Source organism: Lacimonas salitolerans (assembly GCF_042677865.1).
Taxonomy (GTDB): domain Bacteria; phylum Pseudomonadota; class Alphaproteobacteria; order Rhodobacterales; family Rhodobacteraceae; genus Lutimaribacter; species Lutimaribacter salitolerans.
Genome location: NZ_JBHUDD010000136.1, coordinates 1 through 14,730, shown reverse-complemented (window position 1 = coordinate 14,730; position 14,730 = coordinate 1). Strand labels below are relative to the sequence as shown.

Annotated in this window: 18 protein-coding genes and 1 pseudogene; 13 read left to right on the top strand and 6 right to left on the bottom strand. The window is 62.9% G+C overall.

Annotated elements, in window-relative coordinates:
* Positions 1–312 precede the first annotated feature (312 nt).
* Complete coding sequence (locus ACFTOW_RS14785) at positions 313–609, bottom strand: CcdB family protein (RefSeq protein WP_296644537.1); 297 nt, start codon at positions 607–609, stop codon at positions 313–315.
* A complete protein-coding gene (locus tag ACFTOW_RS14780; protein WP_379917029.1) occupies positions 609–854 on the bottom strand; it encodes a type II toxin-antitoxin system CcdA family antitoxin in 246 nt (81 codons plus the stop codon). The genes ACFTOW_RS14785 and ACFTOW_RS14780 overlap by 1 nt, the downstream gene beginning before the upstream one ends.
* Positions 855–914: 60 nt before the next feature.
* Here ACFTOW_RS14780 and ACFTOW_RS14775 point away from each other — a divergent pair, with 60 nt between their 5' ends.
* From ACFTOW_RS14775 to ACFTOW_RS14745, 7 genes are all read left to right on the top strand, one after another.
* Positions 915–1,124 carry a phage head-tail joining protein gene (locus tag ACFTOW_RS14775; protein ID WP_379917027.1) on the top strand — a complete coding sequence of 70 codons (210 nt, stop codon included), beginning with the start codon at positions 915–917 and terminating at the stop codon, positions 1,122–1,124.
* Positions 1,124–2,644, top strand: a complete 1,521-nt coding sequence (locus ACFTOW_RS14770; RefSeq protein ID WP_379917025.1) for a phage portal protein — start codon at positions 1,124–1,126, stop codon at positions 2,642–2,644. Before ACFTOW_RS14775 ends, ACFTOW_RS14770 begins: the two co-directional genes overlap by 1 nt.
* Complete coding sequence (locus ACFTOW_RS14765) at positions 2,644–4,179, top strand: S49 family peptidase (protein WP_379917023.1); 1,536 nt, start codon at positions 2,644–2,646, stop codon at positions 4,177–4,179. Before ACFTOW_RS14770 ends, ACFTOW_RS14765 begins: the two co-directional genes overlap by 1 nt.
* A gap of 145 nt (positions 4,180–4,324) precedes the next feature.
* Positions 4,325–4,705 (top strand): head decoration protein, encoded by a 381-nt coding sequence (locus ACFTOW_RS14760; RefSeq protein ID WP_379917021.1) that lies wholly within the window; start codon positions 4,325–4,327, stop codon positions 4,703–4,705.
* A 101-nt stretch (positions 4,706–4,806) separates the two neighbouring features.
* On the top strand, positions 4,807–5,829 hold the full coding sequence (locus tag ACFTOW_RS14755) for a major capsid protein (protein WP_379917018.1): 1,023 nt from the start codon (positions 4,807–4,809) through the stop codon (positions 5,827–5,829).
* 18 nt (positions 5,830–5,847) lie between these two features.
* Complete coding sequence (locus tag ACFTOW_RS14750; RefSeq protein ID WP_379917016.1) at positions 5,848–6,159, top strand: head-tail joining protein; 312 nt, start codon at positions 5,848–5,850, stop codon at positions 6,157–6,159.
* Positions 6,156–6,785 (top strand): DUF6441 family protein, encoded by a 630-nt coding sequence (locus tag ACFTOW_RS14745; RefSeq protein ID WP_379917014.1) that lies wholly within the window; start codon positions 6,156–6,158, stop codon positions 6,783–6,785. Before ACFTOW_RS14750 ends, ACFTOW_RS14745 begins: the two co-directional genes overlap by 4 nt.
* Before the next feature lie 99 nt (positions 6,786–6,884).
* On the opposite strand, the gene ACFTOW_RS14740 is transcribed toward ACFTOW_RS14745, so the two are convergent.
* A complete protein-coding gene (locus ACFTOW_RS14740; protein ID WP_379917012.1) occupies positions 6,885–8,615 on the bottom strand; it encodes a trypsin-like peptidase domain-containing protein in 1,731 nt (576 codons plus the stop codon).
* A gap of 302 nt (positions 8,616–8,917) precedes the next feature.
* Here ACFTOW_RS14740 and ACFTOW_RS14735 point away from each other — a divergent pair, with 302 nt between their 5' ends.
* The gene (locus tag ACFTOW_RS14735) at positions 8,918–9,337 is read left to right on the top strand and encodes an acyl-CoA transferase (RefSeq protein ID WP_379917010.1); all 420 of its coding nucleotides are present in this window, start codon (positions 8,918–8,920) and stop codon (positions 9,335–9,337) included.
* Positions 9,338–9,346: 9 nt separating this feature from the next.
* Here ACFTOW_RS14735 and ACFTOW_RS14730 read toward each other — a convergent pair whose 3' ends face one another.
* A complete protein-coding gene (locus tag ACFTOW_RS14730; protein ID WP_379917008.1) occupies positions 9,347–9,736 on the bottom strand; it encodes a thermonuclease family protein in 390 nt (129 codons plus the stop codon).
* 187 nt (positions 9,737–9,923) lie between these two features.
* Here ACFTOW_RS14730 and ACFTOW_RS14725 point away from each other — a divergent pair, with 187 nt between their 5' ends.
* The 3 genes from ACFTOW_RS14725 to ACFTOW_RS14715 all read left to right on the top strand — a co-directional run bounded on the left by ACFTOW_RS14725 (position 9,924) and on the right by ACFTOW_RS14715 (position 11,532).
* Entirely contained in the window at positions 9,924–10,865 is a 942-nt protein-coding gene (locus ACFTOW_RS14725; protein WP_379917006.1) for a phage tail tube protein, read from the top strand.
* A complete protein-coding gene (locus ACFTOW_RS14720; protein WP_379917004.1) occupies positions 10,865–11,305 on the top strand; it encodes a hypothetical protein in 441 nt (146 codons plus the stop codon). The genes ACFTOW_RS14725 and ACFTOW_RS14720 overlap by 1 nt, the downstream gene beginning before the upstream one ends.
* An 83-nt stretch (positions 11,306–11,388) precedes the next feature.
* Positions 11,389–11,532, top strand: coding sequence for a DUF7697 family protein (locus tag ACFTOW_RS14715; protein WP_465261610.1), 144 nt, complete (start codon positions 11,389–11,391; stop codon positions 11,530–11,532).
* Positions 11,533–11,537: 5 nt separating this feature from the next.
* On the opposite strand, the gene ACFTOW_RS14710 is transcribed toward ACFTOW_RS14715, so the two are convergent.
* Together ACFTOW_RS14710 and ACFTOW_RS14705 are read right to left on the bottom strand one after the other, a co-directional pair.
* Entirely contained in the window at positions 11,538–11,828 is a 291-nt protein-coding gene (locus tag ACFTOW_RS14710; protein ID WP_379917000.1) for a helix-turn-helix domain-containing protein, read from the bottom strand.
* The gene (locus tag ACFTOW_RS14705; protein WP_379916998.1) at positions 11,825–12,166 is read right to left on the bottom strand and encodes a type II toxin-antitoxin system RelE/ParE family toxin; all 342 of its coding nucleotides are present in this window, start codon (positions 12,164–12,166) and stop codon (positions 11,825–11,827) included. Before ACFTOW_RS14705 ends, ACFTOW_RS14710 begins: the two co-directional genes overlap by 4 nt.
* Before the next feature lie 56 nt (positions 12,167–12,222).
* Here ACFTOW_RS14705 and ACFTOW_RS14700 point away from each other — a divergent pair, with 56 nt between their 5' ends.
* Both ACFTOW_RS14700 and ACFTOW_RS14695 read left to right on the top strand, forming a co-directional pair.
* Positions 12,223–14,409, top strand: coding sequence for a phage tail tape measure C-terminal domain-containing protein (locus ACFTOW_RS14700; RefSeq protein WP_379916996.1), 2,187 nt, complete (start codon positions 12,223–12,225; stop codon positions 14,407–14,409).
* Positions 14,409–14,648 (top strand): annotated as a pseudogene (locus ACFTOW_RS14695) (DUF2460 domain-containing protein); the annotation flags it as partial. The gene ACFTOW_RS14700 and the pseudogene ACFTOW_RS14695, both read left to right, overlap by 1 nt.
* Positions 14,649–14,730: the final 82 nt, after the last annotated feature.

Here is a 14,730-nt window from a genome sequence, read left to right as displayed (position 1 = left end):
GGGCGGCATCTTCTCAAGCGTCGCGACCAAGGATTCTCATCCTGATTGACGCGCTCTTCTCATCAAGTTTGTCGCGCTACAGCGCTGGATACACGGGTCTACGCACGCGCGGCGGCGTGGACCCTTGGCGCCGACCGCTTCGACGAGCGCATGTGGCGGCAGTTGGAGACGCAGGCTGGCGTCGAGCCCCCGAGTGTTGCGCCTGACACAGCACCGTACGCTGCCCAGAACAAAACAGAACCCCAGGCCGGGCGCATCACTGCGCCCCGCCGCCGCGGCTGGAAGATCAGTACGCCCCGATACATGGAATGATCAGAAGCCTGAGAAGACCATGTCGAGGGCGCCGCGGATCTCGTAATCAAAGCTCGACAGATCAGCGACAGGCTGTCCCCTAAGCAAGGCCGAGGGGATCGCGGCCATTTCGGCTGTATGCAACACATGTTTTGTGCCATCGATCTCGAAGACGGGCTCAAGGCGCCCGATGGCTTTCGGCCCCGAGGTAGCGGGCACCAAGGGTGCGACCACCCGGGTGCCGGTCTCGATCAGATCGGTCTGAAGATCGAGCACCAGCCGACCGCCGGGCACGCGATAGACATGAAACTGCGCCATCAGTCGAGCTTCAGGACCTGAATATCAGCCAGCGGAGTACCATTCGCCTCGATCCACGCACGCCGCTCCGCAATGGCTTCGGCATTCTCGCGCGCCCAGGCCTCGGCCTTTGCGGCACGGACCGCCTCGGCCAGGGCTGCATCACTGATGGCGGAGACATTCAGGCCCAGCTTCCGTGCAGCAGCCAGATTGGTGGCCGTCAGGGTGATGTTGGTGCGTTGCTTTTCAGATGCTGCTTGCTGCATTGGACCCTCCTGAGACATACGAAATATACACACCAGAAGTGTGCAAGACAAGAGACCCCCATGACCCTCGATGATCTGAAGGCCCGCCACAGCGCGCTGCTGGCCGCGCGCTACAGCGGCACGCGCTCGGTCAGCTATGACGGCAAGAGCATCAATTACAGCTCGGACGCGGAACTGGCCGCCGCCATTGCCGATATCGAGCGCCGGATCGCGGCGCTGGAACGGACCAGTCGGCGCGTCTTGCGCCCCTTCGCCGTGAAGGATTTGTAATGAACTGGCGGCAGCGCCTTGGGGCCTTCATCGGCGGGTTTGATGCCGGGCAGCACCACCGGCGTCTGCGCGGGTTCCGCGCGACGCGCGCCCATGTCAACGCGCTGATCGCGGCGGCAGGTCCCGATATCACTGCCCGTGCCCGCTGGCTGGTGCGCAACAACGGCTATGCGGTGAATGCGGTCGAAAGCTGGGCCGCCAACACTGTGGGCGACGGAATCAAGCCCATTTCAAAGATTGGCGATGCTGCCCGCAAGGAAGAGCTTCAGCGCCTCTGGCTTGCCTGGACCGACGAGGCCGATGCAGAGGGGCTGACCGACTTCTATGGGCTGCAGCGCCGCGCGGCGCGCGAGGTCTTTATCGCAGGTGAGGTGTTCTTCCGCATCCGCATGCGGCGGGCCAGCGATGGGCTGACGGTGCCGTTGCAACTGCAGATGCTGCCTGCGGAGATGCTGCCGCTGGAACAGACTGGTGTTGCCGCCAATGGAAACGCGATCCGGCAGGGGATCGAATTCGACCGGATCGGGCGCCGCGTCGCCTATCATTTCCTGCGCCGCCACCCCGGCGACAGCACCGATCCGGGTCTCTCTGGAGAGTTGGTGCGGGTGCCTGCTGCAGAGGTCATTCATGTCATCGACCCGGTCGAGGGCGGGCAGCTGCGTGGGGTCTCAAAGCTCGCCCCGGCCATCGTGAAGCTGTTCCTGCTCGATCAGTATGACGATGCCGAGCTGGACCGCAAAAAGGTCGCGGCGATGTATGCGATGTTCGTGACCTCGCCTGCGCCAGAGAACCCGCTCGCACCGGCGGAGGATGATGAGGTTCCTGATGGGGTCGAAATCAGCCCGGGCCAGATCGTGCGGCTCGATCCGGGTGAGGATGTGACGGTGGGCCAGCCTGCTGATAGCGGCGCGACCTATGAGCCGTTCCAGTACCGCACGCTGCTGCAAATCTCCGCCGCGCTGGGCATTCCTTATCCCTATCTCGCCAATGACATGGTGAAGGGCAACTTCTCGAACTCTCGCCTCGCCCTCATTGAATTCCGCCGCCGCGTCTCGGCCTGGCAGCATGCGGTCATGGTCTATCAGCTCTGCCGCCCGGTCTATGCCCGCTGGATGGATGCGGCCGTGCTGTCAGGCGCGCTCACCCTGCCCCGCTATGAGGCCAACCGTGCGCGACTGCTCACCGCAGACTGGCTGCCCACCAAATGGGATTGGGTCGACCCGCTAAAGGACGCCAATGCCGAGATCGCCCAAATCGAAGCAGGGCTCAAGTCGAGGACGCAAGCCATTGCCGAGCGCGGCTATGACGCCGAGCAGGTCGATCGCGAAATTGCGGCGGAGCGGGAACGGGAACGGCTGCTTGGCCTGGATTTCCGGCGGCCGGGATCGCCCGCGCAGGGTGTCGCTGCAGTACGAGGCGCCGACGGCAATTCAGACGCGGCGGCCCAGAGTGATGCCGATGATACCGACAGTACCGATGAGGCGGAAGACCGCCCGCGCCCAGACGAGGACCAGACCTGATGCTCCATGCCCGCATTGCCGCGCGCGCCTTCAACACACCGCTGCTGGTGGACCCCTCAAAAGCCATGGCGTTCCTCTCCGGGCTGGGGCCGCGCATCCTCGGGCGGCGGGTGGAAATTGGCGATGATACTGGAATGGTGGATGCGCCCGTCACTGGTACTCTGCCCGCCCGCGCCAGCCTTCTGGCGGGTGGTCTGGCGGAGAGCTACCAACGCCATGGTGACGCGCCCTACCCCATGATCGACGGCATCGCTGTGATCGAGATTGCGGGCGTGCTGATCCACCGGGGCGGCTGGATCGGGCAGTCCTCGGGCCAGACCAGCTATGAGGGGATCGCGGCGCAGATCGAGGCGGCGGCAAGCGATCCGGCGGTGCGCGGTCTTGCATTGGAAATTGACAGTTTTGGCGGTGAAGTTTCCGGGGTTTTTGACCTCGCAGATCGCATTCGTGCAATTCGGGGCACCAAACCGGTCTGGGCCTTTGTCGCCGAACACGCCTTCTCTGCGGGCTATGCGCTGGCCTCTCAGGCCGACCGCATCCTTTTGCCACGCACCGGTGCCGTGGGCAGCATCGGTGTCGTGGTCCTGCATGCGGATATGAGCGGACAGCTCGATCAGGATGGGGTGCGCGTCACGCTGATTCACTCCGGCCACCTCAAGGTTGATGGCAATCCCTACGAGCCCCTGCCGGAAGGTGTCCGGGGCGATATCCAGCGCGAGATTGATGTGCTGCGGTTTCTATTTGCAGAGACCGTGGCCGCGGGACGTGCAGGTCGGCTGAGCGAGGAGGCCGCAATGGCGACCGAAGCCGCGACCTATCGCGGGGCCGATGCTGTGGCGGCGGGTCTTGCTGATCAAGTCACCGATCTGACGCGCGGCTTTGCCGCTTTCCGGCAGATGATTGCGAGCAGGCCGCCCGCTGCGCTGCCCCGCGCAGCCCGGTCACCCAAACACCAAGCTAGCCCCCACCAAACCCGAAAGGAGAAAGCCATGGCCCATGCGCCGCAACAGGAAGACACGCGAGAGGATGGCAGTGATGCGCAGTCGGATGATGCGATCAACTCCGCTCCTTTTGCTGATGACGCCCCTGCCGGTGACAATACCGCTGGTGCTGCACCTGCTGATGACGCCACCAGTACTGTGGCCGGTGCCGCCGCGTCAGACGAGCCGGTTGCACCAGCCACGGCACAAGCACCCCAAACACCCTCTGCTTCGTCATCTGCCTCAGAGCCGGAACAGCCATCCACGTCGCGCAGCAATCTGGCCGAGCTTTCAGCGCAGTTTCGCGAGGCGGCGGCGGAGATCGCCGAGATCGCAGCTCAGGCGGGCCGCCTCGGGATCGCAATCGATGCGGCGAAAGCGCTGCGCGAGGGTACCACCCCCGAGGCCTTGCGCAAGCTGGTCCTGCAACGCGCAGCGGATGCGTCGGATGCTCACGATGTCATCGCCGCCGCTCCCTCGCCCATCCTGCCGAAGGCCAGCGAAAGCCCAATTGTCGCTGCAGCGAAACGGGCAGCGGCCAGCCCGCGCGGCTGAGCTGCTCCGTCCTTTCTCTCGGGTCGGTCCAAGGCCTAGAGGCCCGACTGACAGCATAGCACCCGGACAAAACACCCTGCCACCCCACACCGCCGACACACGTCGGCGGGATCTTCATCTGCACCCCTGACACAGGAACTCCGCCATGAACGCGCTCACCCAGCCCAGCACGATGGGCGATCTGCTCAAATACGAGGTCAACCCAAACTACACCCGCGAAACCGTCACGCTTCTGGCCGGCACTGCCTATCCGGTCGGCGCCGTGCTGGGCAAGATCACCGCCAGCGGCAAATACAAGCTCGCCACATCCGGCGGCTCGGATGGCGCCCAAACTGCAGGCGCCGTGCTGCTATACCCGGTCGATGCCACGCTCGCCGATGCCATCGGCGTGGTAATTCTACGCGGCCCCGCGATCGTCTCGCGCGAAGCCCTCGCCTATGACGCCACCGTCGATGACGGCACCAAGATCACCACCAAGATCGGCCAGCTGGCCAGCCTCGGCATTATCGCACGCGATACCGCCTGATCGGCGCCGCAACAGCACGGAATCGCATGACCTCCTGCCCCTGCTGATCGCGCCACGTCTGGCGGACAGCACCTTCTGCCCCTCTTTCCCCGGAGTTTCCCATGACCATCACCCGCAACCCGTTTGACGCGGGCGGCTATTCGCTCGCCGAGATGACGCAGGCCATCAATATCCTGCCCAACCTTTACACCCGCCTCGGCCAGATCGGCCTGTTCCGCTTTGAAGGCGTGACGCAACGCTCCATCGTGATCGAACAGCGCGAAGGGGTGCTGAGCCTCTTACCCTCCGTGCCGCTTGGCGCCCCGGCCACAGTCGGCAACCGCGAGGCGCGCTCGATGCGCAGCTTCGCGCTGCCGTGGATCCCGCATGACGATGTGATCCTGCCCGCTGACATTCAGGGGATGCCTGCGCTGGGTGTCTCCGACGCCGCCGACCCGCTTGTCGAGGTGATGAACCGCAAGCTGACGCTCATGCGCCGCAAGCATGCCCAGACCCGCGAGTACATGGAGATGAACGCGCTGCGCGGCATCGTGAAGGATGGCGCCGGCACCACGCTCTACAATTACTTCACCGAATTCGGCCTCTCGCAGGTCTCGGTGGATTTTGTCTTTAGCACGGCGGGCACCAATGTGCAGGGCAAAGTCCGCACCGTCTTGCGCGCGATCGAGGACAACCTGCTGGGCGAGACCATGACCACAGCCCATGCGCTGGTCAGTTCCGAATTCTTCGACAAGCTGATCAGCCACCCCAAGACCGAGGATGCCTACAAGTTCTTCTCGGCCACCGGCGGCCAGCCGCTGCGCGAGGACATGCGCCGGGCCTTTCCTTTCTCAGGGATCCTCTTTGAGGAATACAACGGCTCGGTCACGCTTTCGAATGGCAGCTCGGAGCGGCTGATCCCCGCGGGCGAGGGCATCGCCTTCCCGCTGGGGACCTTTGACACGTTCACCACCTATGGCGGCCCGGCGAACCTGCTGGAGACCGCCAACACCGTCGGTCTGCCGCTCTACGCGCGCCAGATGATGGACACCAAGGGTCGCTGGATCGATCTGATGACCGAAAGCTCGATCCTGCCGGTCAACAAGCGGCCACGTCTGGCCATTCGCCTGCACAGCAGCAACTGATACCGGTAGGATACGCGAATGTCGGTCTTCGCCGCCGCCATCGACAACCTCTTTGCCGATCCGAACATCGCCCGTGATGCGACCTATATCACAAACTCGGGCACAGCCCAGCTCATCCGCGTGGTCATGCGTCGCGCGGATGATGTCACAGGCTTTGGCGATGCCCGGCTCTGGTCTGAAACCACGCGCATCGATCTGCGCGTGGCCGAGGTGCCAAACCCGCGTCCGGGCGACCGGATCGAGATCGACGGCGAGGCGTTCAATATTCAGGGGGAGCCAGTGCGGGATCGCGAGCGGTTGGTCTGGACCGTGGATCTGAGGCCTGCATGAAGCTGAAACTGGATATCACCCCGGATCTGGCAGCGATCATGGCGGCTGAGATCAAGGCCGGTGAACGGGCCGTCACCACCGCCACGCGCGAGGCGGGCACCAGCCTCAAGACCGCCTGGCGCGGGCAGATCACCGGCGCGGGGCTTGGGCAAAGGCTCGCGCGCACGATCCGCTCGGAGCAGTATCCAAAGGGCCGCGCCAGCCTGAGCGCCGCCGCTCTGGTCTGGTCGAAAGCCCCAGTAATCATCGGCGCACATGATACCGGGCCGCTGATCCGGTCCCGCGACGGGTTCTGGTTGGCAATCCCAACACCTGCGGCTGGCAAATCCGCGCGCGGTGGGCGCATCACACCGGGGGAATGGGAACGGCGCTCTGGCCTGCGGCTGCGGTTTGTCTATCGGCGGACGGGGCCGAGCCTGCTGGTCGCTGAAGGGCGGTTGAACAATCGCGGTCGCGCGGTGGCCTCGCGTTCAAAAACCGGACGCGGTCGGACCACTGTGCCGGTCTTCCTGCTGGTCCCGCAGGTCAGGCTGCCAAAGCGGCTGGATCTGGCGCGGGATGCACAGGCTGCTCAAGAGACCTTGCCGGGGTTGATTGTTGAGAAGTGGGTGGAGGGGAAGGTTTAGAGCTGGTCAGTTGTAAAAGTTCTGCCATTCAACTCGCCAACGCTAATAGAGCGACCAACTGGGTCTTGAATGGCCCTTATCCTCAGTGGCGCATCGATGTCAGTCACATTCGACAAGTCGAGTAGACTTAGCAAGCAGCTGCGCGGATTGTTCCGGTGCGAGGGGCTGGGCTTGGCTGGCATCGAGATACGCGATGCCATTCGATGACAGAAATATCTTCGCAATTGATCCGCGAATTGCGAAGTTAACATTCTGCGCGATGTCACCGATCTCGTCCGCGAGCCTAACGGTATCGAGCTTTGAGACTACGACACCAACGACGCCACCAAAGCGGTCGATCGCTGGCCCACCACTGTTGCCAGGCTGAACTGGTGCTGAAATCTGGATACTGGTTTCATCGCCCTGCAGACCCTTGAGGGAAGAAACGCTTCCGCGACCGACATTCAGACCGCCGAGGAGGCCATGAAGCGGGTAGCCAGCGATCGTTATATCTGCGTTCAGTCCTGCATCGCCGGTGGCAAAGGGGAGTGGCTCGGTTTCGACGCTTGTTTCAAGACGGAGCGCGGCCAGATCGAAGACTGAACTCTGCGCCAGGATCTCGGCCGGCATGCCATCCAAAGTAATCGCTTCACATCCCTCAATAACGTGTGCGTTTGTGAGGGCGACACCGTTAGCCGTCACGTAAAACGCGGTTCCTGAAGTAGTGCCGCGCGGTCGCTCCCCGGGCTGTACTGGCAGCGCAGCCCCGGCCTCGGGCGGGCTCTGCCCGATGCTCCCTCTTATCGAATCTGCCAGTTCATCGGCGAGTGACGTGAGCCGACCTTGCATCGAAGGGATTATTTCCGGCGGCCGACCAGGCCGAATGCTTGCTGCGATAAGGCCAACTTCAGCTTGAAGGTCTGCACCTGCAAAAATTACCACGGTGGACCAAGTGCCCGCAATAAGGTCACTTCGGACATAAATCGTGTCATTTTGATCAAGTAGCGACGTAACCCAAGTATCAGCGGATCGCAGCGTATAAGGCTCCATCCGCGGGTTCAGGTCCGAAACTACATCTTCGTGAAGTCTACGTAGGTCAACACTGTCCAAGTCGTTGAACAGGACTTTCAGGTTTTTAGAAGTGTGATGCCATTCTTGATAGAGACCAGTCTCTTCAACCAATGTCAGGTTCTGAACTGGCAACATCATCGAGATGGCCAGATAACTGATATTCTTGTAATCCCACCCCTCGTCAATCCAACGGCCCAGCATTATCGAACTGAGATAAGCAGCGTGTGCGTTCAACGGTTCGACCCCATCGAATTCGGCCGCCGTATATCTCTCAAGCGCCATTTGGCTTCGATTGCCCCAGACGCCGTCCAGCAATCCAGTGTAATAACCGGCCATCGCAAGCGCGGCCTGCAAAAAACGCTTCTCCGTCTGGCTCAGTGGGCGGGCATCGAAGTCGTCCCAGAGGCCTGTGCTGATAGGTCGGTCCGGAGAGCGGTTTTCGGTTCGCCATGCCACTTCGCGAATGTAAGACCAGCCCGATGAGCAATATGCATCATCAGGCACGGCACCATCGGCCTTAAGGCTTTCGATCGCATCATCAGCGAATTCGTTAAGGATCACGCCTGCTGTGATGGCAAACCACCCATTGGTGCTCTCAAAGACCCGTGCAGTCTCTTGCCAGCCATTTGCCGAAATGTAGGTCCTTGCTTCTTCAACACTCGGCCGAGCAGCAACTACCACCGCGCAACTTCCGCTTGGAAAGTAAGATTGAGCATTGATTGCGGATGCGCTGGCCATCCCCAAAAACATCGAACAAAAAAATCTGAGCACGTTGTCCATTCGAAAAAGTTAACAAGTCAATCTGGTCGGCATCAAGACAAAGACTTTCGTGATATCGGTTTATTTTAAAGCTGAACATGCAGTCTTGCTTGTCATCCGCTGACTGATCTTCATGTTTCGCGTCGGGATTATACTAGGCGACTACCCACACACTTCTGCTTTACTGTGGCTCTGGCCACTTGCGACACATAGCCTGAGCTAAGGGGCTGGGCCACGCATAGTGACACTCCAGCAAGGGATCTGCCATGCCGCAGCATACCTGAATGGCACTCTGAGGTCACATCAGACGGATCGAACGCATAATGCCCACTCCCCGCGAAACCATCCTCACCGCGCTGCATGCGCGGCTCTCGACGCTGCCAGCCACCGCTCTGCGCGGCGAGGTGCTACCCGAGCGGATCTCGGCTGACGGCCTGCTGATCCTGCGCGACGGCGAGCCGGGGGAGCCAGAGGTGACGTTGTCGCCGCAGGCCTACCACTACCGGCACCGCGCTGAGATCGAGGCGGTGGTTCAGGCTGCCGACCGAGACGCGGCCTTTGATACGCTCTGCGCCAGCATCGGTGCGGCAATTGCGGCTGAGCGCACCTTGGGTGGGTTATGCGATTGGGTCGAAGCAGAAGCGCCGCGCCCGGTCGATCTGCCGGTTGATGGAGCCGCCAGTCTTAAGGCGGCGATCATACCAGTGGTCCTGCACTACTCCACGGCCGATCCGCTCACCTGATCCACCAGATCAGCAGGTGCCATAGTAGTTGCGCGAGAAGCGGCAGAACTCAGTCGAAGTCCCATTCCGGATCATTTCGCGGGCAATGTCGCGGCCATCAGACAGGAAGCACTGGCCAACGATCCGGCCGAACCGATCAATATCGCGCTGGCGGCAATACAGAACCTGCCCTGACACAAGCCGGGTCATGGCCGCTGTTGCGGCTGCACCACCCGAGCGGTTGGTTTCAGGCGCATCGAGACCCCAGACCCGGATGCGTACATCCTGACCGCTGACCCAGAATGTGTCGCCATCGACGACACGCGTCACACGACCCGAGAAGTCGATATCCGCAGGCAAGGCTGACCGTTCAGCCGTCGTGGCACCCGCAATAGGCGCATCACACCCGATCAGGGCCACGGAGCCTAAGACGGCGAAGGCAAGTGTGGCGGGCAACGAATAAAAGCGGTTTGTGCTGCGCTTAGGTTTTCTGGGCATTTGGCTCTCTTCTAAATTCGGAACTGCCCTCTGGGCGGGTCCCCTTTTTCTCAAAGCGAGCGGTGGCCTTCAAGGCAAGGCGCTTGCATCACCATAGAAAGGACACCTTATGGCACGAGCGCAAGGCGCGCGGGCGCAGATGGCGCTGGCGTTCGAGACGACATATGGCACGCCGCCCGCGAGCGGCTACACGCGCATGCCCTTTGCCAGCGCGACGCTGGGGGCCGAGCAGCCGCTCCTGAACAGCGAGCTTCTGGGCTATGGCCGCGATCCGCTGCCGCCGATCAAGGATGCGGTGACCTCGGATGGCGATGTGGTGGTGCCCATCGACGCACAGGCCTTCGGGTTCTGGCTGAAGGCTGCATTCGGCAATCCAATCACGACCGGGGCCGCGGCGCCCTACAGCCACGAGTTCCAGTCCGGCGCCTGGACACTGCCCTCGATGTCCATTGAGACCGGCATGCCCGAGGTGCCGCGCTATGCGATGTACTCGGGCTGCGTGCTGGATCAGCTCTCATGGCAGATGCAGCGCTCAGGCCTGCTGACGGCCACGGCGCGGCTGGTGGCCCAAGGCGAAGCTGTCGGCGCTGCCACCAGCGCCGGCACCCCTGCAACGCTGGACCTGCAGCGCTTCGGCCATTTCAACGGTGCGATCACGCGCAACGGGACAGCGTTGGGCAATGTCGTCTCGGCCGAGATCACCTATGCCAACAATCTCGACCGGATCGAAACCATCCGCGCTGATGGCCGGATTGATGGGGCTGATCCCTCGATTGCGGCACTCACCGGCCGCATAGAAGTCCGCTTTTCTGACCAGACTCTGGTCACACAGGCCATTGATGGCGATCCTTGCGAAATGGAATTCGCCTATATGCTGCCCTCGGGCGAGAGCTTCACCTTCACCGTGCACGCGGTCTACCTGCCCCGCCCGCGCATCGAGATTTCTGGCCCTCAAGGCGTCCAGGCCACCTTCGACTGGCAAGCCGCGCGGGATGCGACTGTGGGGCGGATGTGCACCGCCACCCTTATCAACGCCGTGGAGGCTTACTAATGCTGACCCTCGATCTGACCAATGCCCCCCGCTGGCATGACCTAGCCCCCGGCGTGCGGGTGCAGCTGCGCCCGCTGACCACTGCGCTGATGGTGGCCACGCGCGCTGACCCCGAGGTCGAGGCGGTGCCCGAGGACGCCACGGATGAGACCCGCGCCATGGCCTTTGCAAAAGCCCTCGCGCGACGGGCCGTGCTCGATTGGGAGGGGATCGGGGATGCGGACGGTGTGCCGATCGAACCCAGCCCCGAGGCCATTGATGCGCTTCTGGACATCTGGCCCATATTCGAGGCCTTCCAACTCACCTATGTTTCCAAAGGTCTGCTGCTGGAACAGGAAAAAAACGCCTCTGCGCCCTCGCCGACTGGGACTTCGGCGGGGGCGCGCGCTACTGCGAAGCCTGTGAAGAAGGGACGTGCCAAGACTGCCCCGCGCGGCTGACCCGGCCCCTCACTTACGAAGGCTGGCAGGTCCGGGATCTGGTCGGGCGCCTTGGTGGTCAGCTGCGGATCGCTCCGGGTGCGGTGATCGGCTGGGATATGAGCGCGTCACTGGCACTGGGCGAGGCGCTGGGCGTGCCGCCGCTGGTCTTAGCTGAACTCCTGCCGGGCATTGAGGCCGTAATGGTCATCAAACTCAACGAACAGATAGAGGCCGAGCGTGCCTAGCGACTTCAGGGCGCCAGCGTGCGCTGCACGATCTGCGGATCCTTGTCGATCAGCGCCAGCAAGACCCGAGCCGGTCCGTCCGGGCTGCGGCGGCGCTGCTCCCAATTCAGAAGCGTGCCCTTTTTTACCCCGATGCTGCGCGCGAATTCCGACTGTGACAGACCCGTGCGCGAACGGATCGCCTGAACATCCGGATCGGGCAGTTCGATCTCATGGACCGTGCCGACAGGTTTGCCCTGCGCACGGGCCAATGCCTCCTGCAGACCGGTTTCAATGCTTTTGAATGCGTCGCTCATGATGTCCTCCTGTAGCTTGCCACAAGGGCCTCTCCCAATTGTCTGACCATGTCTGTTCCGCGTGGGGTAAGGTTTGCCTTCTCATTCTTGGCAAAGACCGTGATCAGGAAGATCAGCATATCGGCCTCCGCGCTGAAGAAATGGATCACCCGATACCCGCCGCTTTTGCCGCCACCGTCACGCGCGAAGCGGAACTTGCGCACACCGCCCCCAATGGACACGCCCGCCATCGGATTGCGCGCGACATAATCGACCAGGGCCAACCGCTCATCCTCTGACATGAGGCTGCGCGCACGGCGCTGGAATTCCGGTGTCTCAACAACAGTCACAATGCTCATAGGTTCATATGTGCGCCAATGGCGCATATGTCAATGACGCATAAAAGGAGAACCCGATGGCAGAGAAACGCGTCAGCGTCCGCCTTGCCGTAATCGGCGGCGAGAAGGTCCGCACGGCCCTTGAAGGTGTCGGCGAAGCTGGCAAGCGTGGCCTCGGACGGCTGAGCCAGGAGATGGAGGCGGCGAACCGGCGGCTCGCGGGCTTTGCGCGGCGGGTGAAGGTGGCTTCTGCGGCTGCTGTTGCGGCGGCCACGGCCGCAGGTGTGGCCATGATCCGCTCCGGCCTGCAGACTGTTGATGCACAAGCCAAGCTCGCCGCCTCACTGGATACAACTGTGGCCAGCATTCAGGTGCTGGAACGCGCAGGCGATCTGGCAGGCGTGTCGATGGGTCAGGTCGAACAGGCCACGATCCAGCTGACGCGGCGTCTGTCGCAAGCCGCCTCTGGCACGGGCCCTGCCGTTGAGGCCCTGCGCCGCTTGCAACTCTCGGCCCAAAATCTGCAGCGCCTGCCGCTCGATGCCCGCATCGCGACAATTCAGGAGCGGCTGGCGGAGTTCGTGCCCGAAGCAGAGCGGGCAGCTGTCGCCTCCCAGCTCTTCGGCGATCGCGCCTCTCTGGTCTTCGGGCGCATCGACAGTGCCACGCTGCGGCAGGCCACACAGGATGTGCGGGATTTCGGCGTCGTCGTCTCCGATCAGGATGCGGCACAGATCGAGCGCACGAATGATGCCATCTCGCGGCTGGGCCTCATCTGGCGGGGGATCTCGAACCAGCTGGCGGTCGCTGCCGCACCGGCGCTGGAAGCTGTGGCCGATGCCATGGCGTCTGTCGCGCGCACCACCGGGCCGCTGGGCATGGCGATCCGCGGGCTCTTTGACAATCTCGGCCGCCTTGTCAGCATCGCAGGGACATTCGCCGCCTTCATGGCCGGGCGCTGGGTGGCAGGGGTTGCCGCTGCGGCGCTGTCCGTCCGCGGGCTCGCCACAGCGCTGGTCGTCCTACGCGGAGCGCTGATCCGCACCGGCATCGGGGCCCTGATCGTCGGCGCGGGTGAGCTGGTTTATCAATTCGGGAAGCTGGTCGCTGGTGCCGGTGGCTTCGGCGGCGCGCTGGAGCTCATGGGCAATGTGGCGCGGGCCGTCTGGGACGGTATTGGAACATCCCTTTCGGCCTTTGGCGACCGCTTCCGCGCTATGGGGTCTGACATTGAAGCGCTCTGGCTGCGCCTGATGCGGTTTCTCGGGCAGACATGGGCGGATTTTCTGAGCCGGATCACACCGGGCTTCAACCGGATCGCCGATGTGATCGGGGCCGGTTTCCAGATCGATGCGCTGGGCGTGCAGGCATGGGTGTCGAGCTTTGATGCCGGCATTATGCGCGCCGAGCAATCCGCTGAAGGGTTCCGCGCTCGAGCAGATGCAACACTTGCCAGCGCCTTTGACGGCGCGCGCGAGGCGATGGCAGCACTGCTTGCGGCGGTGCGCGGGTCCAGTGACGAGACCGAGGACGCTTTGGAGGTCGCCGCAGCTGGTGCGCAACGCATGTCCGAGGCGCTGGATCAGGCCGAAGCAGCAGCGGGTCGCGCGGGAGCTGCGGGGAAGAAGGCTGGAGCAGATGCGGCTGCTGGTGCGACTGCAGCTCTGACTGGCTGGGATGCGGTCACAGCGTCGCTCTCGAATTATGCCAGCATGGCCCGCGAAATCGGGTCTGATATTGGACAGGTGCTGGTGGGAGCATTCTCCTCTGCGGAGAGCGCGATCAGGGATTTCGTACGCAAGGGTAAGCTGGATTTTCGCGATCTTGTCACCTCGATGATCGCGGATCTCGCCAGGCTCGCCGCGCGCAAGTTCCTCCTTGGACCACTGGCTGGTGTGCTCTCGGGCGTTCTGGGCAGCGCGGGCGGAATATTCGCCAATATCCTGCATAATGGAGGTCTGGTCGGCAGCCCCGCCCCGGGTCGGATGGTTCCCGCCATGGCCTTTGCCGGCGCCCCGCGCATGCATTCGGGTGGCTGGGCGGGGATCAAACCCGACGAGGTGCCCGCGATCCTGCAACGGGGCGAGCGCGTGCTCTCGCGGAGAGAGGCCGCTGGCTATAGCAGGGGTGCCCAATCGGGAGACGGCAACACGACCGTAAACGTCACCATCATGGCGCGCGATGCGGAGAGCTTCCGCCAGTCCAGAACACAGGTCGCCGCCGATATCGCGCGTGCGGTCAGTCTCGGGCGGCGGGGGATGTAATGGCGTTTCATGAAGTGCGCTTCCCCGACACTATCGGCCGGGGCGCACGGGGCGGGCCGGAACGGCGCACGCAAATCGTGGAACTTGCCTCGGGCGACGAGGAGCGCAATGCCAGCTGGGCCAATTCGCGGCGGCGCTATGATGTGGCTTATGGAATCAGGCGTGCCGATGATCTGGCGGCTGTCGTGGCCTTCTTTGAGGCCCGCAATGGACGCCTGCATGGGTTTCGCTTCAAGGACTTGTGAATCGGCATGCAAAAGTGACCCACTTGGGTGGGTTATGATCATCTAAAACTGACCCACCTGCATTGTTAACATCCGT